The organism is Craurococcus roseus (assembly GCF_039523795.1).
GTDB lineage: Bacteria > Pseudomonadota > Alphaproteobacteria > Acetobacterales > Acetobacteraceae > Craurococcus > Craurococcus roseus.
Genome location: NZ_BAAAFZ010000015.1, coordinates 61,711 through 84,487, shown reverse-complemented (window position 1 = coordinate 84,487; position 22,777 = coordinate 61,711). Strand labels below are relative to the sequence as shown.

21 protein-coding genes are annotated in these 22,777 nt (G+C 72.3%); 7 read left to right on the top strand and 14 right to left on the bottom strand.

Annotation, left to right across the window (positions count from 1 at the left end; all coding sequences use genetic code 11):
- Positions 1–5: 5 nt before the first annotated feature.
- From pqqE to ABD067_RS07740, 6 genes are all read right to left on the bottom strand, one after another.
- Positions 6–1,127 (bottom strand): pyrroloquinoline quinone biosynthesis protein PqqE, encoded by a 1,122-nt coding sequence (gene pqqE, locus ABD067_RS07760; RefSeq protein ID WP_343894650.1) that lies wholly within the window; start codon positions 1,125–1,127, stop codon positions 6–8.
- Positions 1,128–1,207: 80 nt separating this feature from the next.
- A complete protein-coding gene (gene pqqA / locus ABD067_RS26385; RefSeq protein WP_408871522.1) occupies positions 1,208–1,285 on the bottom strand; it encodes a pyrroloquinoline quinone precursor peptide PqqA in 78 nt (25 codons plus the stop codon).
- Between the two features lie 92 nt (positions 1,286–1,377).
- Positions 1,378–4,164 carry a formate dehydrogenase subunit alpha gene (fdhF, locus tag ABD067_RS07755; RefSeq protein WP_343894648.1) on the bottom strand — a complete coding sequence of 929 codons (2,787 nt, stop codon included), beginning with the start codon at positions 4,162–4,164 and terminating at the stop codon, positions 1,378–1,380.
- Positions 4,161–5,849, bottom strand: a complete 1,689-nt coding sequence (locus ABD067_RS07750) for an NADH-ubiquinone oxidoreductase-F iron-sulfur binding region domain-containing protein (RefSeq protein ID WP_343894646.1) — start codon at positions 5,847–5,849, stop codon at positions 4,161–4,163. The genes fdhF and ABD067_RS07750 overlap by 4 nt, the downstream gene beginning before the upstream one ends.
- 11 nt (positions 5,850–5,860) lie before the next feature.
- Positions 5,861–6,220: a hypothetical protein gene (locus ABD067_RS07745; protein WP_343894645.1), complete on the bottom strand. Its 360-nt coding sequence runs from the start codon at positions 6,218–6,220 to the stop codon at positions 5,861–5,863.
- Entirely contained in the window at positions 6,217–6,897 is a 681-nt protein-coding gene (locus ABD067_RS07740; RefSeq protein ID WP_343894644.1) for a hypothetical protein, read from the bottom strand. Before ABD067_RS07740 ends, ABD067_RS07745 begins: the two co-directional genes overlap by 4 nt.
- A 289-nt stretch (positions 6,898–7,186) precedes the next feature.
- On the opposite strand from ABD067_RS07740, the gene ABD067_RS07735 reads away from it, so the two are divergent.
- From ABD067_RS07735 to ABD067_RS07720, 4 genes are all read left to right on the top strand, one after another.
- Positions 7,187–8,980 (top strand): methanol/ethanol family PQQ-dependent dehydrogenase, encoded by a 1,794-nt coding sequence (locus ABD067_RS07735; RefSeq protein ID WP_343894643.1) that lies wholly within the window; start codon positions 7,187–7,189, stop codon positions 8,978–8,980.
- A 122-nt stretch (positions 8,981–9,102) separates the two neighbouring features.
- Positions 9,103–9,531, top strand: a complete 429-nt coding sequence (locus ABD067_RS07730) for a c-type cytochrome (RefSeq protein WP_343894642.1) — start codon at positions 9,103–9,105, stop codon at positions 9,529–9,531.
- On the top strand, positions 9,528–10,361 hold the full coding sequence (locus tag ABD067_RS07725; protein ID WP_343894641.1) for a substrate-binding domain-containing protein: 834 nt from the start codon (positions 9,528–9,530) through the stop codon (positions 10,359–10,361). The genes ABD067_RS07730 and ABD067_RS07725 overlap by 4 nt, the downstream gene beginning before the upstream one ends.
- A complete protein-coding gene (locus tag ABD067_RS07720; RefSeq protein ID WP_343894640.1) occupies positions 10,247–10,930 on the top strand; it encodes a PQQ-dependent catabolism-associated CXXCW motif protein in 684 nt (227 codons plus the stop codon). The genes ABD067_RS07725 and ABD067_RS07720 overlap by 115 nt, the downstream gene beginning before the upstream one ends.
- 20 nt (positions 10,931–10,950) lie before the next feature.
- On the opposite strand, the gene ABD067_RS07715 is transcribed toward ABD067_RS07720, so the two are convergent.
- From ABD067_RS07715 to ABD067_RS07695, 5 genes are read right to left on the bottom strand one after another with little or no spacing between them, the layout of a single operon-like run.
- Positions 10,951–11,547 (bottom strand): hypothetical protein, encoded by a 597-nt coding sequence (locus ABD067_RS07715; protein ID WP_343894639.1) that lies wholly within the window; start codon positions 11,545–11,547, stop codon positions 10,951–10,953.
- Complete coding sequence (locus tag ABD067_RS07710) at positions 11,544–12,350, bottom strand: ABC transporter permease (RefSeq protein WP_343894638.1); 807 nt, start codon at positions 12,348–12,350, stop codon at positions 11,544–11,546. The genes ABD067_RS07715 and ABD067_RS07710 overlap by 4 nt, the downstream gene beginning before the upstream one ends.
- Entirely contained in the window at positions 12,347–13,147 is an 801-nt protein-coding gene (locus ABD067_RS07705) for an ATP-binding cassette domain-containing protein (RefSeq protein WP_343894636.1), read from the bottom strand. Before ABD067_RS07705 ends, ABD067_RS07710 begins: the two co-directional genes overlap by 4 nt.
- Entirely contained in the window at positions 13,144–14,121 is a 978-nt protein-coding gene (locus ABD067_RS07700) for a PQQ-dependent catabolism-associated beta-propeller protein (RefSeq protein ID WP_343894634.1), read from the bottom strand. Before ABD067_RS07700 ends, ABD067_RS07705 begins: the two co-directional genes overlap by 4 nt.
- Positions 14,106–15,320 (bottom strand): ABC transporter substrate-binding protein, encoded by a 1,215-nt coding sequence (locus ABD067_RS07695; RefSeq protein ID WP_343894633.1) that lies wholly within the window; start codon positions 15,318–15,320, stop codon positions 14,106–14,108. Before ABD067_RS07695 ends, ABD067_RS07700 begins: the two co-directional genes overlap by 16 nt.
- Before the next feature lie 117 nt (positions 15,321–15,437).
- Here ABD067_RS07695 and ABD067_RS07690 point away from each other — a divergent pair, with 117 nt between their 5' ends.
- The 3 genes from ABD067_RS07690 to ABD067_RS07680 all read left to right on the top strand — a co-directional run bounded on the left by ABD067_RS07690 (position 15,438) and on the right by ABD067_RS07680 (position 19,365).
- Positions 15,438–15,941, top strand: a complete 504-nt coding sequence (locus ABD067_RS07690; RefSeq protein WP_343894632.1) for a DUF3280 domain-containing protein — start codon at positions 15,438–15,440, stop codon at positions 15,939–15,941.
- Positions 15,942–16,078: 137 nt separating this feature from the next.
- Positions 16,079–18,484, top strand: a complete 2,406-nt coding sequence (locus ABD067_RS07685; RefSeq protein ID WP_343894631.1) for a TonB-dependent receptor — start codon at positions 16,079–16,081, stop codon at positions 18,482–18,484.
- Between the two features lie 251 nt (positions 18,485–18,735).
- Complete coding sequence (locus ABD067_RS07680) at positions 18,736–19,365, top strand: hypothetical protein (RefSeq protein ID WP_343894630.1); 630 nt, start codon at positions 18,736–18,738, stop codon at positions 19,363–19,365.
- Positions 19,366–19,387: 22 nt separating this feature from the next.
- Here ABD067_RS07680 and ABD067_RS07675 read toward each other — a convergent pair whose 3' ends face one another.
- From ABD067_RS07675 to ABD067_RS07665, 3 genes are all read right to left on the bottom strand, one after another.
- Entirely contained in the window at positions 19,388–20,182 is a 795-nt protein-coding gene (locus tag ABD067_RS07675) for an energy transducer TonB (RefSeq protein WP_343894735.1), read from the bottom strand.
- 485 nt (positions 20,183–20,667) lie between these two features.
- A complete protein-coding gene (gene fghA / locus ABD067_RS07670) occupies positions 20,668–21,534 on the bottom strand; it encodes an S-formylglutathione hydrolase (protein WP_343894629.1) in 867 nt (288 codons plus the stop codon).
- A gap of 3 nt (positions 21,535–21,537) precedes the next feature.
- On the bottom strand, positions 21,538–22,656 hold the full coding sequence (locus ABD067_RS07665; RefSeq protein WP_343894628.1) for an S-(hydroxymethyl)glutathione dehydrogenase/class III alcohol dehydrogenase: 1,119 nt from the start codon (positions 22,654–22,656) through the stop codon (positions 21,538–21,540).
- Positions 22,657–22,777: the final 121 nt, after the last annotated feature.

The window sequence follows — 22,777 nt, the reverse complement described above, 5'->3', positions numbered from 1 at the left end:
GGCCGTCAGCCCGCCGGGGCCGGCGTGGGCGCGCGGCCCATCTCGCGGTAGGTGAAGTCGCTGGTCGCCTCGGCCGCTTCCTGCACCGCGAGGTCGAGCACGGCGTGGTGCGGCGACAGGGCGCAAGCGGGGTCGGTGTTGGCGGCGTCGCCGGTGAGCGCGAAGGCTTGGCAGCGGCAGCCGCCCCAGTCCTGCTCCTTTCGGGCGCAGCCGCGGCAAGGCTCGGGCATCCATTCGGTGCCGCGGAAGCGGTTGAACGCTTCGGAGTTCTCCCAAGCGTCGCGGAGCGATACTTCCCGGAGGTCCGGGAAGGCGAAGCCGGGCAGGCTTTCCGCGGCGTGGCAGGGCAGCGCGAAACCGGCGGGGGAAACGGCGAGGAACTGCCGGCCCCAACCGCCCATGCAGGCCTTGGGGAGCTTCGCGTAGTAATCGGGCACGACGTAGTCGATGACGAGCCGGCCCTTCAGCTCTTCGCGCGCGCGGTTCACCGTCTCGGTGGCGGCGTCGAGCTGGGCGCGGGTGGGCAGCAGCGCGGCGCGGTTGCGGAGCGCCCAGCCATAGTATTGGACGTGCGCCACCTCCATCCGCCCGGCGCCGAGCTTGAGGGCCAAGTCGATGAGGTCCGGGAGCCGGTCCAAGTTCTGCCGGTGGACCACGGCATTGAGGGTGAGCGGCAGGCCTTCGGCGCGCACCAGTTCGGCGAAGGCCAGCTTGCGCGCGTGGCCGCCGGCGTAGCCGCCGATGCGGTCGGCGCCGCCCCCTTCCGCGTCCTGCACGGAGAGCTGGACGTGGTCGAGCCCGGCCGCCGCGTATTCGGTGAGGCGCCGAGCGTCGGTCAGAACGCCGGAGGTGATGAGGTTGGTGTAAAGGCCGGCCGAGACGGCGAGACGGATGATCTCGGGCAGGTCGCGGCGCGCCGTGGGCTCGCCGCCCGAGAGGTGCACCTGGAGCACACCCAGATCGGAGGCTTCGGCGAAGATGCGGCCCCAGGTGGCGGCGTCCAGTTCACGGGACGCTCGGTGCAACTCGACCGGGTTGGAGCAGTAGGGGCAGCGCAGCGGGCAGCGATGGGTGAGTTCGGCCAGCAGGCCGAGCGGCGGCGGGGCGCCCTTGTCACCGGGGGTCATACTGAGGCGCCCTCCCACGCCACGGAAGGCTGGTCGCCGCGGGACGGACTTGGACCGGGCCCCGCGGCGTCAAATACAAGTCAGACGGTCGCGCTGGCGTAGCAGTTGATCTCGAGAGCCAGGCAAACCTCGGTCACGCGGGGCTTCGTCCAGGACATGCGTTTCTCTCCATGCGTCGCTGCGGGCGTATGGTGCCGCGTCAGGCAGTTGGGCATCTGGGACACCGCCGTTCAAGCGCGGGTTGCTAACGTTACAGCTCACGTTTCCGTGATTTCATGCAAAATAGTTCATGTGCCTGCCCGAGGGGCTCCACCCGAACGGCGCAATATTTGAACTCCGGGATCTTGCCCCAGGGATCGAGTTGCGGGTTGGTCAGGAGGTTTGCCGCCGCTTCGCGGAAGGCGAAGGGCACGAAGACCTGTCCGTCGGGCACGGTGGGATCGGCGCGGGCGGCGAGCTCGATGGCGCCGCGCCGGGTGGCGAGGCGCAGCCGCTGCCCGGGTTCGAGGCCGAGCCGCGCCAGCTCGGAGGGCGAGAGGGACGCCGTCGGACCGGGCTCCAGCGCGTCCAACGCCCCGGCGCGGCGGGTCATTGTGCCGGTGTGCCAGTGCTCCAGTTGCCGGCCGGTGCTGAGCACGAAGGGGTACTCCGCGTCCGGCATCTCGGCGGGATCGGTGACGCCGGCCGGGACGAAGCGGGCGCGGCCATTCTCGGTCGGGAAGGCGTCGCCGAAGACGATCTCGTCGCCCGGCGCGTCCGGGGCGGCGCAAGGGTAGGTGACGCTGCCTTCCCGTTCCAAACGGTCCCAGGTGATGTTGGCGAGCGAATGCGTGGCCTGCGCCATTTCGGCGAACACCTCGCGCGGGCCGGCGTAACTCCAGGGCAGGCCGAGGCGACGGGCCAACTCCTGGATGATCTCCAGATCCTGCCGCGCCTCGCCTGGCAAGGGCACGGCGGCGCGGCCCATCTGGACTTGGCGGTTGGTGTTGGTGACGGTGCCGTCCTTCTCCGGCCAGGCCGATGCGGGCAGCACCACGTCGGCCAGGGCCGCCGTTTCCGTCAGGAACAGGTCCTGGACCACCAGATGGTCGAGCCGGGCCAGCGCCGCACGGGCGTGGTTGACGTCGGGGTCCGACATGGCCGGGTTCTCGCCCATGACGTACATGCCGCGCAGCTCGCCGCGCTCGGCCGCGCCCATGATCTCCACCACTGTAAGGCCGGGCTTTGGGTCGAGCTTCGCGCCCCAGAGCCGTTCCAGGTGGCCGCGCGCCGCGTCGTCGTCCGTGTGGCGGTAATCGGGGAACATCATCGGAATCAGCCCGGCATCGGAGGCGCCCTGCACGTTGTTCTGGCCGCGGAGCGGGTGCAGGCCCGTGCCGGGGCGGCCGACCTGGCCGCAGAGCAGGGACAGCGCGATCAGGCAGCGGGTGTTGTCGGTGCCGTGGGTGGATTGCGAGATGCCCATGCCCCACAGGATCATCGCCGTCCGCGCCCGCGCGAACATGCGCGCCACGCGGCGGATCTGGTCGGCGGGGACGCCGCAGAGGGGCGCCATGTCTTCGGGCGCGTAGGCCGCGACGTGGTCGCGGATCAGCTCGAAGTCCTCGGTGTGGGCGGCGACGTATTGCCGGTCGTAGAGCCCCTCCCCCACCACGACGTTGAGCATCGCGTTGAGCAACGGAACGTCGCGGCCGGGAGCGAAGCGCACCACCTCGGCGGCGTGGCGGTCGAGGGCGCTGCCGCGCGGGTCCATGGTGACGAGCTTGGCGCCGCGCGCCGCCGCGTCCTTCAGGAAGGTGGCGGCTACCGGGTGGTTCTCCGCCGGGCGGGCGCCGATGACGACGATCACCTCGGCGTCCTTCGCGGCCATGAACGGCGCGGTGACGGCGCCGGAGCCGATGCCTTCCAGCAGCGCGGCGACTGAGGCCGCGTGGCACAGGCGCGTGCAGTGGTCCACGTTGTTGGTGCCGAAGCCGGTGCGGACCAGCTTCTGGAACAGGTACGCTTCCTCGTTGGAGCCCTTGGCCGAGCCGAAGCCGGCCAGGGCGTCCGGCCCGAGCGTGTCGCGGACGCGCGCGAGGCCGGCGGCGGCGCGGTCCAGCGCCTCTTCCCAGGTCGCTTCGCGGAACTTGGCGCGGGCGCGGCGCGGGTCGAGGCAGTCGGCCGGGTCCTTGGCGGCGCCCTCGACGCGGATCAGCGGCACCGTCAGGCGGTCCGGGTGGCGGATGTAGTCGAAGCCGAAGCGGCCTTTGACGCAGAGGCGGTTCTGGTTCGAAGGCCCGTCGCGCCCCACCACTTCCTTGATCGCGCCATCGCGCACGCGGAAGCCGACCTGGCACCCGACTCCGCAGTACGGGCAGACGCTCGCGACTTCCTTCGCCGGCGGAGCGGCGCGGCGGCCGGTCTTGTCGAGGACGGATTTCGGCAGCAGCGCGCCGGTCGGGCAGGCCTGGACGCACTCGCCGCAGGCGACGCAGGTGCTCTCGCCCATCGGGTCGAGCAGGTCGAAGCTGACGGTTGTGTCCATCCCACGCCGGGCCATGCCGATGACGTCGTTGTGCTGCACCTCGCGGCAGGCGCGTTCGCAGAGGTTGCACTGGATGCAGGCGTCGAGCTGCACCGCCATGGCGGGGTGCGAGAGGTCGGGCGCGGACGGGTCGTCCTCCGGAGCGAAGCGCGAGCCGTCGAGGCCGAGGTGGCGCGTCCAGCGCGCGAAGGTGCCGGTCCCGTCGCGCCCTTCGGCGCCCGGCTGGTCCGCCAGCAACAGCTCGAACACCATCCGGCGCGTGCGCTTCGCGCGCTCGGAGGCCGTGCTCACCTTCATGCCCTCGCGCGGCGCGCGGATGCAGGAGGCGGCGAGCACGCGCTCGCCCTCGATCTCCACCATGCAGGCGCGGCAGTTGCCGTCCGGGCGGTAGCCGGGCTCCGGCCGGTGGCACAGGTGCGGGATCTCGACGCCTTCGCGCCGCGCGACGGTCCAGATGGATTCGCCGGGGGCGGCGGCAACTTCGCGGCCGTCCAGGGTGAAGCGGATCACGGAGTGGCCTCCGGGAAGTGGCGCAGGTAGGTGAGCACGGGGTTCATGGCGGCTTGGCCGAGGCCGCAGATGGAGCCGTCGGCCATCGCGGCCGCCAGCTCCTTCAGCAGCGAGCGGTCCCACACCGGCGCGTCCAGCAGCCGCGCGGCCTTGGCGGTGCCGACGCGGCAAGGGGTGCATTGGCCGCAGCTCTCGTCCTTGAAGAAGTGGACGAGGTTCCGCACGGCCTCCGGCAGGTCGTCCTGGTCCGACAGGACCACCACGGCGCCGGAGCCGACGAAGCAGCCTTGCGCGTCCAGGGTGCCGAAGTCGAGCGGCAGGTCGCCGAGGGAGGCTGGCAGGATGCCGCCCGAGGCGCCGCCGGGCAGGTAGGCCGCGAAGCGTTGGCCGGGCAGCATTCCTCCCGAGAACTCCTCGATCAACTCTCGCGCGGTGACGCCGGCCGGCGCCAGCTTCTCTCCCGGCTCCCGCACCCGGCCCGACACGCTGAAGAAGCGCACGCCCTGGCGGCCGCGCCGGCCCATGGACGCGTGGCGCACGGCGGCGCCCGGCTCAGCCAGGATTTCGGGCAGAAGCCAGAGCGTCTCGACGTTGTGGATCAGGGTCGGGCGGCCGAACAGGCCGGATTCGCCCGGGAAGGGCGGCTTGTGGCGCGGGTAGCCGCGGCGGCCCTCCAGGCTCTCCAGCAGCGCCGTTTCCTCGCCGCAGATGTAGGCGCCGGCGCCGCGGCGGAGGTGGATCGGCTTGTCGTACAGGCCCGCGGCGGCCAGCGCCGCGATCTCGCGCTCCAGCATGCGGCGCAGGTGCGGGTACTCGTCGCGGAGGTAGATCCAGCACGCCTCGGCCTCGATGGCGTGGGCGGCGACCAGCATGCCTTCCAGCATGCGGTGCGGCTCCTTCTCCAGGCAGTAGCGGTCCTTGAAGGTGCCGGGCTCGCCCTCGTCGGCGTTGACCACCAAGTGCCGCGGGCCGGGCTGGGCCATCACCAGGCGCCACTTGCGCGCCGCGGGGAAGCCGGCGCCGCCCAGGCCCCGCAGCGCGCCCGCGTCGAGCGCGTCGAGGATCGTGTCGCGCGCCGCTTTCTCGTCCGCTCGCGCGGCCCGCAGCGCGGCGTAGCCGCCGCGCGACAGGTAGCTGTCGAGGGCGGGCGGGTCGGGGAGCGCGGGCGGACCGTTCGCCACCGCGGCGGCGACCGCCTCGGGCGTCGCGCGCTCCACCGGCTCGTGACCGAGGGCGCAGGCCGGCGCGCGGTGGCAGGCGCCGATGCAGGGGGCGGACACCACGCGCACCCCCGCCCCCGGCGGCTTCGCGCGCAATGCGGCCATGAGGCCGTGGGCGCCGGCGAGCGCGCAGGGCAGGCTCTCGCAAACGCGCACCGTGACGGGCTCGGGCGCCGGCGCCGTGTCCTCGACCACCTCGAAATGGTGGTAGAAGGTGGCGACCTCGAACACCTCCACCGGCGCCATGCGCAGGCGGTCGGCCAGCGCGACGAGGTGGCCCGCGCGCAGGCACCCGTGCCTGTCCTGCAAGCGGTGCAGGTGTTCGATCAGCAGGTCGCGCCGCGGGGCCAGCCCTTCCGTGGCGGCCGCGACCGCCTCGCTCGCTTCCGCGCCTGCCACGCGCCCCCTGGGGCCGGGTCGCGGCCCGCGGCGTTGCTGCTGCGGCGGCGTCGCCGTTCCGTCCAATCCGGTCCTCCTTACTGGAAGCAGCGCAAGGTCGCTTCCGCCTGCGCGCGGCGGAGGTCTTCCACCGCGGCCCGGACCCCGGGCGGGTCGCGGAACATGGCGGACCGCTCGCCGAGGTTTCCCGCCTGCATCCGCAACGCGGTATCGGCCTCTTCGTAGCGGGCGTAGGGGATCAGCTCGGCGATGGCGTCGATGCTGCACGCGCAGCGGTCCAGCGCGATGCGCGTGTTGCCGTTGGCCGCCATGCAACCGAGCACGTAATCGGCGCGCGCCGCCGTCGGGAAGTCGTTGGCGATGGCGGGGCGGGGCGCGCCCGCGGCGCCGGCCAGCAGCGAGGCCGCCAGAGCGGCCGCTGCGCGCGGACCGGTCATCCGGCGCCCTCCGGCAGCGGCGCCGTCCCGGCGAAGGTTATGCTTTCCACCACTGCCCCCAGACCACCGGCGGCCGGGGGGAGTTCCGTCCGGATCGCGTGGAACCAACCCGGCAAAGCATCGCACAGCGTGAAGGCGTAGCGCCGCTCCTGGTGGCGGCCGGCGCGCGGTTCGCCCGCGTAAGGGACCAGGGCGACGACGGTGGCCGGGAGGCGACGGCCCTCGGATTCGATTTCGGCGGCGCGGACCCCCGCCGCCGTCGCCAGCGCTTGGCGGAAGCGGTTCCGGAACCAATTCGGCGTGCCGCCGGTGGCGGCGCCCAACTCGCGCACGTCGCGGTCGAGCGCGAAGACCAGCAAAGGGTTGCCCCCGAAGCCGAGCGCCGGCGGGTAGCGGAGGGCGCGCGAGCCGGTCAGGAATTCGGGTGAGACGTCGCGCTTGCCGTCCTGGCCGGCGGAAGCGCGCACCTCCAACCGGATGGTGTCCGCCACCGGTTCCTTCCCCTGCTCTTCACGGCGGAAGTCGTAATCAAGCCGCACCGGCGGCCGCAGCGACGCCAGGTGCGGCGTTTCGAACAGCAAGGTTTGCGCGGGCGACAACGTGGCGCGCACATCGGCCTCCGCCGCGCCGCCGAGCAAGGGCGCCGCCAAGGCGAGCACGCTCCGCCGTTGGACCATCACGCGTTTTCCCTCCGTGTCCGACTCCCTAGCTTAACGCTCCGCCCGGCGGCGCCTACCCACCGGCCCCAAGATCATCAGGCGGTTGCAGCGCGGCGCTCCCGAAGTCGTGAGCGAAACTTCTTCCGCGGCTCGCTTGTGCAATGGCGGAGGCGACCGATACCGTTTGGCGTAGCCGAGCGACGCTTCGATGGCGGAGCCCTTCCCGGCGTGTCGGCGGTTCGTTGCCGAACGAATGCGGGAGGGGCGTTCCCATCAGGCCGAGCCGGTGGTGGAGGGACGTGACAAGATGGTAAGAACATTTGCCTTGGCGGCCGCGGCCGTCGTGGCGCTTGGGACCGCGGGCGCCTCCGCGAACCAAGAGTTGCTGCGTCTGCAACGGGACCCCAACCAGTGGGTCATGCCGACCGGCAACTACGCCAACTGGCGCTACAGCGAACTCAACCAGATCAACCGCGACACGGTTAAGAACCTGCGGCCGTCTTGGCAGTTCTCGACCGGCGTTCTGCGCGGGCACGAGGGCGGGCCGCTCGTGATCGGCGACGTCATGTACGTCCACACGCCGTTCCCGAACCGCGTGTTCGCTCTCGACCTGAACAACCCGGGCCGTGCGTTGTGGCGCTACGAGCCTTCGCAGGACCCGAGCGTCATCGGCGTGATGTGCTGCGACACGGTGAACCGCGGCCCAGCCTACGCCGACGGCAAGATCATCCTCAGCCAAGCCGACACGACGCTGGTCGCGCTAGACGCCAAGACCGGCAAGGAACTCTGGAAGGTCCGCAACGGCGACCCGGCGAAGGGCGAGACCTCGACGATGGCGCCGATGGTGTTCGGCGACAAGGTCCTCGTCGGCATTTCGGGCGGCGAGTACGGCGTGCGCGGCCATGTCACCGCCTACAACCTGCGCGACGGCTCGCAGGCGTGGCGAGCCTACTCTGTGGGCACAGACGAGGACATCAAGTTCGACCCGCAGAAGACCACGCACATGGGCCGGCCGGTGGGCGCGAACAGCTCCATCAGCTCCTGGCAGGGCGACCAGTGGAAACTGGGCGGCGGCACGACCTGGGGCTGGTTCTCCTACGACCCCGACCTGAACCTCGTCTATTACGGCTCGGGCAACCCCGGCACCTGGAACCCGACGCAGCGGCCCGGCGACAACAAGTGGTCCATGACCATCTTCGCCCGCGACGCCAACACGGGCCAGGCCCGGTGGGTCTACCAGATGACGCCGCACGACGAATGGGACTACGACGGCGTCAACGAGATGATCCTGGTGGACAACCTGACGGTTCGCGGGCAGCGGGTGGCGAAGGCGCTGGTCCACTTCGACCGCAACGGCTTCGCCTACACCATCAACCGCGAGAACGGCCAGTTGCTGGTGGCAGAGAAGTTCGACCCCGCGGTGAACTGGGCGTCGCACGTAGACATGGAGACCGGGCGCCCGCAGGTGGTGCGGGAGTTCTCCACCCGCGCCGGCGGCGAGGACAAGAACGTACAAAACATCTGCCCGGCCGCGCTCGGCACCAAGGACCAGCAGCCGGCGGCCTTCTCGCCGAAGACGGGCATGTTCTACGTGCCGACGAACCACGTATGCATGGACTACGAGCCGTTCCGCGTCTCGTACACCGCCGGCCAGCCCTACGTGGGCGCGACGCTGTCGATGTACCCGCCCAAGGGATCCGACAACCTGGGCAACTTCATCGCCTGGGACGCGGCGGCGGGCAAGATCGTCTGGTCCAAGCCCGAGCGCTTCTCGGTGTGGTCCGGCGCCCTGGCCACTGCGGGCGACATCGTCTTCTACGGGACGCTGGAAGGCCACCTGAAGGCGGTGGACAAGCGCGACGGCAAGGAGCTGTTCTCCTACCGCACGCCGTCCGGCATCATCGGCAACGTCAACACCTTCTCGCACCGCGGCAAGCAGTACGTGGCGGTGCTGTCCGGGGTGGGCGGCTGGGCCGGCATCGGCATGGCGGCCGGCCTGACGAACGACAGCGAGGGCCTCGGCGCGGTGGGCGCCTACAAGTCGCTCTCCGACTACACGCAACTCGGCGGCGTGCTGACGGTTTTCGCTCTGCCGGACTGAGGTTTGGAGGCACGGGCGGCCTTTGAAAGGCCGCCCCGCGCGGGCCGGCTCCTCGACAGGGCCGGCCCGCATCCGTTTCGGCCCGCCCCGGCGGCGGCGCCGGCAGGAGGGACGCAGAAGCAATGGCAACGAAGATCCTCAACGTCGCGGCGGCGGGCGCCCTGCTTCTCGGGCTGGCCGCTGCGCCGCCGACCGCCAGCCACGCGCAGGAGGAAAAGCCCTACAAGGTGGAGAACGGCCGCGTGGACCGGGAAACCTTCAACGGCTACCGCCGGTATGGCAACTCCTGTTTGGCTTGCCACGGTCCCGACGGTTCCGGCAGTTCGTACGCGCCCAACCTCACAGAATCGCTCAAGCACATGTCGCAGGAGCAGTTCAACGAGGTCGTCATCAACGGCCGGCAGAACGTGACGCAGTCGCAGCAGAACGTCATGCCGTCCTTCGGGCACGTCGAGGACGTCGCGCTCTACATCAACGATATCTACGGCTACTTGAAGGCGCGCTCCGACGGCGTGCTCGGCCGCGGCCGTCCGCAACGGTTCGACAATTGAACGCGGCCCGCAGCCGTCGCTTCGCGCCGCTGGCCGCCGTGGCGCTGCTCGCAGCGGCGTCCGCTACGGCGCGCGCCCAAACGGGGGAGTTGGTGGCCACGGACGCGCTCCGCGTCTGCGCCGACCCGTCCAACCTACCCTTCTCGAACGAGCGGGGCGAAGGCTTCGAGAACCGCGTGGCGGCGCTGGTGGCTCGCGCCTTGGAGCGCCAAGTGGAGTACGTGTTCTTCCCGCAGGTGCAAGGCTTCGTGCGGAACACCCTCCGGGCCGGGCGCTGCGACTTGGTCATGGGCACGGTCGCCGGCGACGACCTGATGCAGAACACCAACCCTTACTACCACACCACATACGTCCTGGTGTTCCGCCGCGGCGGCGAGCCGCCGCCCGAGCGGCTGGACGACCCGCGCATGAAGTCGCTCCGTCTCGGCGCCGTGGCCCGCACGCCGCCGGTGGATCTCCTGGTGCGCAACGGCTTGGTGGAGAACACCCGCTTCTTCCGGCTGGCCGTCGACACGCGGATCGAGGCGCCGGGGGCGGACATGGTGCGCGCGGTGGCCGAGGGCGACCTGGACGCGGCCCTCGTTTGGGGGCCGATCGCCGGCTACCAAGCCAAGGTCAAGAACCTACCGATCGAGATGCGCGCACTCCCGACCGAGCCCGGCGCGGCGCGCATGGATTACCGGATCACGATGGGGGTGCGCGGGCAGGAACCGGAATGGCGCCGCCGCATCAACGCCGTCATCCGCGAGCGCCAAGGCGAGATCGACGGCATACTGCGCGAGTACGGCGTGCCGACGTTGGATGCGCAAGGGCGGTTGCAGGGGCCGTGATGCTCCGGCGCCGGGGAGTTATCGTCCTCGCCCTGGCGCCGTTCCCGCCGTTCGCGCGCACGGCCCCTGCCGCGGACGGTGCCGCTTGGCCCGATGCCGGCGGCTACCGCACGCAAGACTATCGCGCCCCGACTCCTTCTACGGTGCCCGGCGGCCGGATGATCGGAACCGAAGAGGCCCGAGCCCTGCTCGGCCAGCGCGACGTGGTGTGGGTGGACATGCTGCCAGCGCCGCGCCGACCGGAAGGATTGGCCCCGGGCTCCCTTTGGCGGCCGAGCCCCCGCCTCGGCATCCCGGGCAGCATCTGGCTGCCCGAAGCGGGGCGCGGTGTCCTTTCGCCAGAAGCCGACGCTTGGTTCCGCGACTCCTTGGCGCGCGCGACCGGCGGCGACCTCGGCCGGCCCGTGGTGTTTTACTGCCTGGCCGATTGCTGGATGAGTTGGAACGCCGCCAAGCGGGCTGCCGGCTGGGGCTACCGCGAGGTGTTGTGGTACCGAGACGGCACGGACGGCTGGGAAGCGGCCGGCCTGCCGACCGAGATCCTGCAACCCGCGCCCGGTGGGCCCTGACGGGCCGCGGCGGCTGTGCGTCAATCGGTCGGCAGTGCCGCCGCCAAGGCGCGGGCGTAGGCGCCGAGCCGGGCTTCCAGCCGGACCGGCGCCTCACAGGCGAAGCGTACCGTAGTGTTCGCGTCGGTGAAGGCTTTGGCAGCGAAAGCGCGGCGCTGCTCCAACTCTTCCCGCGCGGGCCCGGCATCGGCCGGCATGGCGCGCAGTTCGGCTTCCAGGCGCCGCACCCCTTCTGCGAGGTCGCGCTGACGGCGGGCGAAGCGCCGGATCTGTTCGATCAGCCCGTCCCGCAGCCGATTCGCCTCGTCCAGCGCGCCGGCGAAGACCAGCGGCAGCAGGCGCCTGCGGGCGGGCGGGTCGAGCGGCGCGGCGAACCGCTCGATGGCGGCGACGCCGTCCCGCTCGGGCACCACGCGCGGGGTGACGCGCCCGACCAGCGCCGCCACCTCCGGTTCCGCGCGCCAATCGCCTTCCGGCGCCAGGCCGGGCCAGAGCGCCGCCGCCGTGAGGCGAGGCACGAGGCGTTGCGCGCAGGGCCAATCCGAATCGGCGCCGGGCGCGGCACCGGCGGACGCCAGCGCGGCCACGAGAAGGAGGATCGCGGCCTTGCCGTTCACGCGGCGGCCGTCCGGCGAGCGAGCATCCCGCGCTGCGGGTCGTAGCCGAGCACGGCGAGGGCGCCGAAGGCGAGCAGCGCGAGCAGGACCACGGCGAAGGAGACTGGATCGAAGCGGAGATACAGGGCGAAACGGACCAGTTCGACGGCGTGCGTGAAGGGGTTGGCCAGGCAAGCCCAGTAGAGCGGCAGGCTGGCCTCTCGCACGCGCCAAAGCGGGTACAGCGCCGAGGAAGCGAAGAACATCGGGAAGATCACGAAGTTCATCACGCCCGCGAAGTTCTCCAGTTGCTTGATCCAGGACGACAGCAGCAGGCCCAGCGCGCCCAGCATCATGCCGGCCAGCACCAGCGCCGGCAGCGCGGCGAGGTAGCCGAGCAAGGGCGGCTCCACTTCCCAGAAGCGGGCGACCACCAGGAACACGTAGCACTGCAGCACACCCACCAGCACGCCGGCGAGCAGCTTGCAGAGCAGCAGCCACCAGCGGGGCAACGGGCTCGTCAGCAGCACGCGCATGGAGCCCACCTCGCGGTCGTACACCATGGACAGGCTGCTCTGCATCCCCTGGAACAGCAGGATCATGGCGGCCAAGCCGGGGGCGATGTACGTCTCGTAGAGCACGTAGGTCTCGTAGGGCGGGCTGATCGAGACTCCGAGCACGAAGCGGAAGCCGGCCGCGAAGATCGCCAGCCACACCAGAGGACGGACAAGCGCCGACAAGAACCGGCCGCGCTGGTGGACGAAGCGCAGCGCTTCCCGCCGCACGACGCCTCCAAGGCAGCGGAGGTAGGCCGCGCCGATCACGCCGCCCGCCCCACGGCCCCGGCCGCCGGGGCGCGCTGCTCCGGGGCGGCCGTCAGCCGGGCGAAGGCCTCGGCCACGGTCGCCGCCCCGCGCGCCTGCGCCAGCACCTCGTGCACGGCGCCGTCCGCCCGGATCTCGCCATCCCGCAGCACCAACACGCGCGCACCCTCCCCCACCTCGTCGATCAGGTGCGTCGCCCACAGCACGGCGAGCCCCTCGTCGCGGCACAGGCCGCGCACATGATCGAGCAGGAAGGAGCGGCTCGCTGCGTCGAGCCCGACCGTCGGTTCGTCCAGCAGGAGCAGCCGCGGACGGGTGAGCAGGGCGCGGGCGATCTCCGCGCGCCGGCGCTGCCCGCCGGACAGGTTCCGGACGCGGTCCGCCGCGCGGTCGCCGAGGCCGACGCGGTCCAGCTCGTGCGCCGCCCTTTCCCGCGCTTCCGCGCCCGGCAGGCCGTGCAGCGCCGCATGGTAGAGCAGGCACTCCCGCACCGAGAGGTCGGGGTCGAGGGTCGGCTGCTGGAACACGACGCCCAGCGCGGCCAGAGCCTTGCCGGGCTCGCGCCTCAGGTCAGCGCCGAAAACCCGGACGGCGGCCCCCGCCGGGGCATCGAACAAGCGCGTCACCAGCGAGAAAAGCGTGCTCTTGCCCGCGCCGTTCGGCCCGAGCAGCACCGCGAACTCGCCCGGCATGACGCGGAAGCCAACGCCGCGCAGCGCCGGGCGCTTGCCGTAAGAGAAGGACAAGCGCTCCACCTCCAGCGCCGCCGGCGCGGCCGGTCCGGCGGCAGGCGTCACGGCGCCACCACCACGCCCCAGGGCGCTTGCCCCACGGGCACGGAGCGCACGACGCGCAGCCCCGCGGTGTCGATCACCGACAGGTCGTTGCTGACGCCGTTGGTGGTGTAGAGCCGTGACCCGTCGGGCGAGAGCGCCAAGTTCCACACGCGCTGCCCGACAAGGAGGTAGCGCTCCACGGCCAGGCTCCGGGTGTCCACCACCGCGACGCGGTTGGCGGGGCCGAGCGCCACGAAGAGCTTCGTCCCGTCGCGTGATAAGGCCATGCCCACGGGTTGGATCGCTTCGGACGGCACGCCGGGCACGGCGAAGGACACCTCGCCGGCCGGGCGCCAGGTGCCCGCCTCGACCAGGGTCAACGTGCCGCCGATCTCGGCGGACACCCAGAACCGCTTCCCGTCCGCGTCCCAGGCCACGGCGCGGGGGCGCGCGCCGACCAGCACGTTCGCCACCACCTCGCCGCTGTCGGCGTCGATCACGTGCGCCATGTTCGTGGTCTCGGAGGTGTTGACCACGAAACGGCCGTCCGGGCTGATGCCCATGCCCTCCGGCTCGACGCCGACGGGGATCTCCTTCAGCACCAAGCCGCGCTCCACGTCCACCACCGTCACCATGTTGTCGTCCTCGTTGGCGACGAACAGGCGGCGGCCGTCCGGGTGGAGGGCGGCCAGTTCCGGGTCGGAGCCGGAGGGCAGGTGGCGCACCACGCGCCAGGTCTGGAGGTCGAGCACGTCCACCCGGTCGCTGTCGCCGGCGCAGATGTAGAGCTGCCGCTTGTCGCGGGACAGCGCGATGCCGCGCGGCCGCTCCCCTACGGCCACCGTGCGGACGACGCGGAGGGTGGCGCCGTCCAGAACCGTGACGGTGTTGTCCTTCTCGTTGGAAACGAGGACGGTCTCGGCGCGCGCGGCGGCGGCCGGGAAGAAGAGCAGGCCAAGCGCGATCGCGGCGAGGCGGGTCAGCGTGGGCGGCATCGTGTCTCCGGCTTGTCGGTGCCGAGCGTGTCCAGTTCGGAGAACTGGTGCTGGAAGCCGGGCTGCGGCGAAACCGACACCAGTTCACGCGGCCCGGCAAGCAATATGGGCTGGCGCAGTTGCCCATCCCAGTCGCGGAAGGACAAGCGCGTGCCTTTGAAGCCGGCCAGTTCGAACTCAGGGCCGCGCAGGTAGGCGGCCACCGCCGCCGGGTCTGTGGAACGCGTCCGCGTCGCGGCTTCGCCGACCGCGCGCACCGCCAGCCAAGCGGCGTGGTCCAGCGGTGTCATCCATCGGTTGGCGAGGGCGCGGAACCGGCGCTGGAGTTGCGTCGCGCCCCACAACTCGTGCGGGCGGGCCCAGATGGTCGGGACCAGCCCGTGGGTGCCGGCGACCGGCCGCGGGTCGGCGGTGCGCCACGCCAGGTTGTCGCCCCAGAGCCCCGCCTCATCGGCCACCACCAGAAGGTCGTGGGACGGCGCGCCCTGGGTGAAGCGCGCGGCTTCCGCCGCCACCGAGACGTGGCCCGTGTCGGTGCGCTGGGCGCCCGGGTCGTGGGTCCAGGGCTTGTCGGCGACGACGCGCAGGCCGAACTTCCTCGAGGCGCGGCGCACCGCTTCGGCGTACAGGCGGTCCCCCTCGCCCGGACCGACCGCCAGGAACACGTTCCGCCAACGCTTCGCCGCCAGGAACTGCGCCAGCGCGTCGGCCAGCATGGCGCGGGACGGCGCGGGGTGGAGCAGGTTGCGCCTGCACTCCTCGTTGCGCAGCGCGTCGTCCGTCGCGCCGGCGTTGAGCAACGTTGCCGCGGCGGCCTCCGGCAGGTCCGCCGCCCGGAGCAGCACCGGCGCGGGCAGGTCGGCGACCACGAAGCGGAGTCCGGCGGCGAGCAGGCCCCGGACGGCCTCCAACGCCTCTTCCGGCTCGCGCACGGCGCGCTCCTCGAGCGCGAAGCGCTGGCCGGTGAAGCGCCCGGTGGTGGCGTTGTCGGCGATACCGAGCCGCGCGCCCTGCACGCCTTCGTCTTCCGGCGGCGGATCGAGGAAGGTGTTGGGCAGGCGCCGCGCCGCGCGCAGGGAAACGAAGCCGACGCTGATCGCCGGCGCGCCTTCCGCCGCGGGCGCCCGCGCCGCCGCGCACACGGTCCCGAAGAAGGCGGCCAGCGCCGCGCGGCGCGGCCACGCCGCCGACGCCGGCACGGCGCTACCTCCACCAGCCGGCCGCCAACGCCTTTCGTGCAGCGGATCGCCTCCTATACTGCCGGCGCGGCACGCGGCGGCGGAGGGACGATGCGCTCAAGAACACACACGTCAAGGATGTGCGCCGCGGCGTGCGCGGCGCTGCTCGCGGCCGGGGGCGCCGGGGCGGCGGAGCGGGTCGCGGTGTTCGACCCGGAGCTGTACGACACCTCCGGCGAAGGCGTCCGGGACGACCAGCAGAAGCGGCTCGCCATGATCGGGGAGCGGCTGCGCGCGGCGCTGCAGGACTCCGGGCGCTTCGAGGTGGTGGACACCGCGCCGGTCCGCGCCCGCCTCCAAGGAGGGCCGTCGCTGCGCGATTGCGGCACCTGCGCGCCCGACGCGGCGGCGGAACTCGGCGCCGACCTCGCCCTGGTGACCACCGTCCACAAGGTGAGCAACCTCATCCTGAGCATCACGATGGCGCTGCGCGAAGCGGCGCCGGGCGGGGGGACGCGGGCGGTGCACAGCGCCGAGATCCGCGGCAACACCGACGAGAGCTGGAACCACGGCCTGCGTTGGTTGCTGCGCAACCGTCTGCTCGCGGAGCAGGCGCCCGGACAGAACCAGCCGTCGCGGTGACGCGCGGCGCGGTCCGGGCCTCGTGCCCGAGCGTGTCGTGCTTGCCACAGCGGAAACGGTTCGTTGCGCGCCGGGTTTACCGCACCGCCTCCTGCGGGTTTGTTCCCTTTCGCTCGGGAAGGCGGAAGGAGGGGCACTTGGCGCGATGGGCGCAAGCGCATGGGGCGGCGTGGGCCGGGGCGGTGCGCGAACGGGCCCGCGCAGCCGCCGTGGCGCTGACCGCCGCCGCCGCGGTCCTTCCTGCAGTCGCCGAGGCGCAGGAGCCGCAGCGGGCGGAGGCGGCGACGGCCGGGTCGCTGCCCGCGGTGGAATCGGTGGGCGTCGCGCCGCTCCCCGGCAGCGGCTTGCCGCGGGACCGGATACCGGGCAACCCACGCACCCTTTCCGCCCCGGATCTGGCGCGCGACGGGCGGCTCATCGGCGGCGGCCTGACCGAAACGCTGGAGCGCACCTCGGCCTCCGTCACGCGCAACGACACTGGGGGCAACCCCTTCCAGCCGGACGTGCAGATACGCGGCTTCTCCGCCTCGCCGCTGCTCGGCACGCCGCAGGGGATCGCCGTGTACCAGAACGGGGTGCGCATCAACGAGGCGTTCGGCGACACGGTGCAATGGGACCTGATCCCGGACATCGCCATACGCGACATCGACGTGACAGGCTCAAACCCCCTGTTCGGCCTGAACGCCGTCGGCGGCGCCGTTGCGCTGCGCATGCGGACCGGGTTCGACTTCCAGGGCGCCGAGATCGACCTTTCGGGCGGCTCCTACGGTCGCCGCGCCCTCGGGCTGCACGCCGGCAAGCAGGTCGGCAACGTCGCCGCCTACTTCGCGGTGGAGGGGCTCGACGACGACGGCTACCGGCGTTTCTCGCCGTCCCGCGTCCGGCGGCTCTACGGCGACCTCGGTTGGCAGGGCGAGCGCGCGACGCTCAACCTCTCCATCGGCCACGGCAGCAACAGCCTGAGCGGCAACGGCCCGGCGCCGGTCGAGCTGCTGCGCCAAGGCCGCCGAGAGGTGTTCACCTACCCCGACCAGACGCGCAACCGGCTGCTCACCTTGCAGGCGCGCGGCACCTATGCCCTCACCGACGCGCTTTCGCTCCAAGCGACGGCCTACATCCGCGAGTTCCGCCAGCGCACCACGAACGGCGATCTGGCCGACGTCGAGGCCTGCGAGGACGACGAGACCGCCGGACTGCTCTGCCTGGACGACGGGCCGCCGCTGCTCGGCCCGGGCCGCGCCCCCTTGTCGGCCGGCATCCTCGGCGGCGCGCCTCCCGGTGCGGTGAACCGCACGCGCACCAACAGCACCGGCGTGGGCGGGTCGGCGCAGGCTGTTTATGATGCGCCGGTGTTCGGCATGCCCCTGCGCGCGGTGGTCGGCGCGTCCTACGACCGCGGCAACACCGAATTCAGCGGCACCAGCGAGTTCGGCGCCATCACGCCGAGCCGCTCCGTCACGGCCTTCGGCATCATCCTCGACCAGCCGGACGCCGGGATAGCGCCGGTGCGCCTGCGCTCCACGAACGATTACGTCGGGCTCTACGGCAGCGCCACTCTGGACGTGCTGCCGCGCGTCTCGGCCACCGTCGGCGGCCGCTGGAATTACGCTGACATCGAGCTGCGAGACCGCATCGGCACGGCGTTGAACGGCCGGCACGACTTTTCACGCTTCAATCCCGCGGCCGGGGTGACGTGGCGCTTCGTGGACAGCGCCACGGCCTACTTCGGCTACTCCGAGGCGAACCGCGCGCCCTCGCCGGCCGAGCTGTCCTGCGCCGACCCGCTCCTCCCGTGCTTGCTGGGGGCCTTCTTCCTCGCCGACCCGCCCTTGAGGCAGGTTGTCAGCCGCACCTTCGAGGCGGGCGTGCGCGGCGCCGTCGGGACGGAGCGCCTGGGCCTCAACGGCCGCCTCCGCTGGAACCTCGGCCTGTTCCGCACCGGCCTGGAGGACGACATCCTCCTGGTGCAAAGCGATATCCAGGGGCGCGGCTTCTTCCAGAACGCCGGCGACACGCGGCGGCAAGGCATCGAGGCCGGGCTGTCGTGGCGGAACGACCGGCTGGCGTTCGGCCTCGATTACGCGCTGATCGACGCGACCTTCCGCACGGGGCAGCGGCTGCCGAGCCCGAACAACCCCTTCGCCGACGAGGACGGCGCCATCCTCGTGGAGCGCGGGGACCGCATCCCTGGCATCCCGCGCCACCGCATCCGCTTCGACGCGGAGTGGCGCCCCATCCCGCCATGGTCGCTCGGCGGCAACGTGATCTACAATTCCGGCCAGTACCTGCGCGGGGACGAGGGCAACCAGCTCGGCAAGCTCGACGGCTACGCGCTGGTGAACCTCCGCACCTCTTTGCGCGTCGGCCCCGGCGTGGAGCTGTACGGCCTCGTCCGCAACCTGTTCGACAAGCGGTTCGCCTCCTTCGGCACGCTCTACGAGCTGGGCACGGCGGAGTCGCTCGGCCTCGGCTTGTCTGACCCCCGCACCGTCACCCCCGGCCTGCCGCGCACCTTCTTCGGCGGTGTGCGGGTGGTGTTCTGACGCGGCGGCGCGCCCTCGTCGGCGCCTCCGCGCTGGCGGGATGTGCCGGGGCGCTGCCGGAACCGTCGCGGCCCGGGACGGCGCCGGAAGCGCGAGCGCTGCTGGAGCGGTCCGCTGCGGCGCACGGGCTCGCGGCCTTCAGCGAGTTCCGCGACCTCAGCGTCGGGTACGACGGGACCTGGGCGCCCCTCATCGACCGGCTGCAGCCGGTCCTCGTCGACCGCGGACGCCGTCAGCGCTCCGAGGAGCGGTTGCTGCCGCGCGCCGGCTTGGTGGCGCAGGCGCACACGGGGCCGGAGGGGCGGAAGGCGGTGGCGCGCCGAGCCGGCGGCGATGTGCGGGTCTGGTTCGACGGGGAAGAGGCGAAGGACCCGGACCGGCGCGCCGCGGCGGCGCTCGTCTCCGACGCCTACGCGCTGTTCCTGCTCGGGCCGATGCTGCTCGTCACGGGCGGTTGGGGCGCGCCGCGCTCCGTGGCGCTGGAGGTGGGCGGCGCGGGCGACATCGTCGTCGGCGGCCGGCCTTTCGCCTGCGACGTGCTGCGCGGCCGGATGGCGCCGGGGCTGGGCTTGGCGGCGTCCGACCGGGTCGCGTTGTTCTTGGACAGGGAGGAAGGATTGATGCGCCGCGTGCGCTTCTCCCTCGACGGCATGGAGTCCACGCGGGGAGCGGTCGCGGAGGTGGACGCCTACGACCACCTCGCCCGGCACGGCGTGCGTTGGCCGACGCGCTTCCATGAGCGGCTGCTCCGGCCGTTGCAGATGCCCGTGCACGATTGGTGGGTGACGGGGCTGGACGTGGACCGGGGCTTCGCCGCGGCGGACGTGGAAGGGGGAGCGTTCCGCGGCAAGGCGGCCGCGCCCGCGGCGGCGCTGGCATAGGCGCCGGGCGGCGCGCCCGGCTTCACCGCTCCAGGCGGAAGCGCACCGGCACCTCTACCCATGCGTCCGTGCGACGCCCGCCCATGCTGGCAGGCTCGACCTCCCAGCGCCGGGCGGCGGCGATGGCGGCTTCGTCGAGCAGGCGGTTCCCGGAACTGCGGTGCAGGCGGACCTCCCGCGTCGCGCCGTCGGCGCCGACCAGCAAACGGAGTCCGACCATGCCCTCGTCGCCGCGTTCGCGCGCCTGCGCGGGGTACTCCGGCGGCGTCGGCGGGCGGCGGAAGCGCGGCGGACCCGATGCGAACGGCGCCTCGGCGGGAGGTGCCGGCGCGGCTGGCACCACAGCTTGGGCCTGCGGCGCTTCAGGCAGGCCGGTCCTGCCCCGCGGTGCCGCGGTGTCCGGCGCCGGCCGTCGAGGGGGGCGTTCGCGCGGCGCGGCGCGAGGAGGAGGCAGGGCGGACGGCGCCTCCTCGGCCGAAGGCGGCGGCGGAGGCGGTGGGAGCGGCACCGCGAGCGCGGCCAGCGCGGTCCCCCGGTCTGCGGCGCGGGCCGGTGGCGCATCGATGTGCGATGCCGCCTCTGGTGCAGACGCCGGAGGGCCGGCTTCCGCTGGCGCGTCGTCGGTCGGGCGGACCGGCGCGTGCGGCGTCGCGGGCGTCGCTTCGGCCAACGCCGTTGGTTCGGAGTCGGCAGCCGGCGGCGCCGGCGGCGCGAGTGATGGAGGCGCGTCTGCGGGTGGGGCCGGAAATGGAGCGTCCAGCGGCACGGCCGCGTCGGTGGACGCGGCGAGCGGCGCAGCGAAGGAGTCCGGGAGCATGGTGGCGAGCGCGTCCTCCGGCTCGAGGCCGTCTGCCGCGGCCTCCGCCACCGGGGCGGCTGGCGGAAGGGCTTCGCGCGACGGCGGCTCCGGCGGTTCGACTGGCGGACCGGCGTCGGGCGCCGGCGCAGGGCGCGCGTCGAGCCAAACAACCTGCAATGCGGCTTCGGGCGGAGCCGCCACCGGCGCGGCGCGCCACGCCATCGCCGCCGCCACGGCCACGGCAGCCGCCGCGTGCAGCGCGAGCGAGGCGGAGGCGCTGCAACCGAAGCGCCATGACGACGGCCCGTTCGCCAAGCGACGGCGGCCCGGCCGCGTGTCCCGCGCGACGGCGGGGCGCGCCGCCCCCCTGCCCGGCGTCGTCGGCCGGTCGATCACCCTTTCCGTTCCCTCCCTGGTGCCCATGCGCTCGCCGGACGGGAACCGGAGCTTGTCCCGCCCTGGTTCGGTCCGGCAAGCCGCGCGGCCCAGTCGCTACCCGCGCCTCAAGGGTGCGGCGCCCTGCGCAGCCGTTCGGCGTGCCAGCGCAGGTGGTCCTCCACGAAGGACGCGATGAAGAAGTACGAATGGTCGTACCCCTCCTGTCGCCGCAGCGTCAGCGGTATGCCGGCGCGGGCGCAGGCGGCCTCAAGGAGCTGCGGCTTGAGCTGAGCTTCGAGGAAATTGTCCGCCGTGCCCTGGTCCACCATGAGGTCGGGCACGCGCGCTCCGCCCTCGATCAGCGCGCAACTGTCGTGCTCGCGCCATTTGGCGCGGTCGGGGCCGAGATAGCCACCGAGCGCCTTCTCGCCCCAAGGGCAATTCACCGGCGAGGAGATGGGCGCGAAGGCGGACACCGCCGCGAAGCGCCCGGGGTTGCGGAGCGCGATGGTGATCGCGCCGTGCCCGCCCATGGAATGCCCCATGATGCCCTGCCGGCCCATGTCGGCCGGCAGCGCCGATTCGACCAACGCCGGCAGTTCGCGCGCGACATAGCTCTCCATGCGGTAGTGCTTCGACCAAGGCTCCTGCGTCGCGTCCACGTAGAAGCCGGCGCCGAGGCCGAAGTCGTAGGCGCCTTGCGGGTCGTCGGGCACGCTCTCGCCACGGGGGCTGGTGTCGGGCGCGATCAGCATCAGCCCGAGATCCGCCGCCACGCGCTGCGCCCCGGCCTTCACGGTGAAGTTCTCTTCCGTGCAGGTCAGCCCGGCGAGGAACCACACCACCGGGACGCGCCGCCCCTCCCCCGCCTGCGGCGGCAGGAAGGCGGCGAACCGCATGTCGGTGCCCGTCTCGGCCGAGCGGTGGCGGTACACGCGCTGCTCGCCCCCGAAGCAGCGGTTGCGGGAGACGGTCTCCAACGCTTCCGCCACGGCTCAGTACACCACGACGGAGCGTATGGACTTGCCCTCGTGCATCAGGTCGAAGGCGTGGTTGATCTGTTCGAGCGGCATGGTGTGGGTGATCAGGCTGTCGATGTCGATCTTCCCTTCCATGTACCAGTCCACGATCTTCGGCACGTCCGTCCGCCCCCGCGCGCCGCCGAAAGCGGAGCCGCGCCAGTTGCGGCCGGTGACGAGCTGGAACGGGCGGGTGCTGATCTCGGTGCCGGAGGGCGCCACGCCGATGATGACGCTGGTTCCCCAGCCGCGGTGGCAGCACTCCAACGCCTGGCGCATGGTGTTGACGTTGCCCACGCACTCGAAGGAGAAGTCGGCGCCGCCGTCCGTCAGGTCCTGGATGGCCTGCACCACCTTGTCGCGGCCGACCTCGTCCGGGTTGACGAAGTGGGTCATGCCGAACTTCTTCGCCATCTCGGCTTTCGCAGGGTTCAGGTCCACGCCGACGATCTTGTCGGCCCCCACCATGCGCGCGCCCTGGATGACGTTCAGCCCGATGCCGCCCAGGCCGAACACCACGACGTTCGCGCCCGGCCACACCTTCGCCGTGTAGACCACGGCGCCGATGCCGGTGGTCACGCCGCAGCCGATGTAGCAGATCTTGTCGAAGGGCGCGTCCTCGCGGACCTTCGCCACCGCGATCTCCGGCAGCACGGTGAAGTTCGAGAAGGTGCTGCACCCCATATAGTGCCAGAGCGGCTTGTTCGGGCTGTCGCAGGAGAAGCGGCTGGTGCCGTCCGGCATCATGCCCTGGCCCTGCGTCGAGCGGATGGCCGTGCAGAGGTTGCTGCGCTGCGACAGGCAGGTTTTGCACTGCCGGCATTCCGGCGTGTAGAGCGGGATGATGTGGTCGCCGGCCTTCACGGAGGTGACGCCCGCGCCGACTTCGCGCACGATCCCGGCGCCCTCGTGGCCGAGGATGCAGGGGAACTTGCCCTCGGAGTCGAGGCCGGACAGCGTGTAGGCGTCGGTGTGGCAAACGCCGGTCGCCTTGATCTCGACCAGCACCTCGCCGGCCTTGGGGCTGTCGAGTTCGACCTCTTCGATCGAAAGCGGCTTGTTCGCCTCCCAAGCCACCGCCGCGCGCGTCTTCATGCCTTGTTCTCCCGACTTCTCGCGCCGTCCCGGCGCGCGCGGCGGCACCTTCACGCCGCTTCCTCCGACGCGCAAGCCGTGCCCTGGACGCACGGGCCTTTCCCGGCCCGCCGACGCGCGT

Bases quoted from the DNA above. Each gene is read 5' to 3' on its own strand.
- pqqA (WP_408871522.1), bottom strand. From the start codon at position 1,285: ATGTCCTGGACGAAGCCCCGCGTGACCGAGGTTTGCCTGGCTCTCGAG.
- ABD067_RS07665 (WP_343894628.1), bottom strand. From the start codon at position 22,656: ATGAAGACGCGCGCGGCGGTGGCTTGGGAGGCGAACAAGCCGCTTTCG.
- pqqE (WP_343894650.1), bottom strand. From the start codon at position 1,127: ATGACCCCCGGTGACAAGGGCGCCCCGCCGCCGCTCGGCCTGCTGGCC.
- ABD067_RS07720 (WP_343894640.1), top strand. From the start codon at position 10,247: ATGGCGCCGCCGCATCAACGCCGTCATCCGCGAGCGCCAAGGCGAGAT.
- ABD067_RS07740 (WP_343894644.1), bottom strand. From the start codon at position 6,897: ATGGTCCAACGGCGGAGCGTGCTCGCCTTGGCGGCGCCCTTGCTCGGC.
- ABD067_RS07730 (WP_343894642.1), top strand. From the start codon at position 9,103: ATGGCAACGAAGATCCTCAACGTCGCGGCGGCGGGCGCCCTGCTTCTC.
- ABD067_RS07745 (WP_343894645.1), bottom strand. From the start codon at position 6,220: ATGACCGGTCCGCGCGCAGCGGCCGCTCTGGCGGCCTCGCTGCTGGCC.
- ABD067_RS07675 (WP_343894735.1), bottom strand. From the start codon at position 20,182: ATGCTCCCGGACTCCTTCGCTGCGCCGCTCGCCGCGTCCACCGACGCG.
- ABD067_RS07700 (WP_343894634.1), bottom strand. From the start codon at position 14,121: ATGCCGCCCACGCTGACCCGCCTCGCCGCGATCGCGCTTGGCCTGCTC.
- ABD067_RS07690 (WP_343894632.1), top strand. From the start codon at position 15,438: ATGTGCGCCGCGGCGTGCGCGGCGCTGCTCGCGGCCGGGGGCGCCGGG.
- ABD067_RS07735 (WP_343894643.1), top strand. From the start codon at position 7,187: ATGGTAAGAACATTTGCCTTGGCGGCCGCGGCCGTCGTGGCGCTTGGG.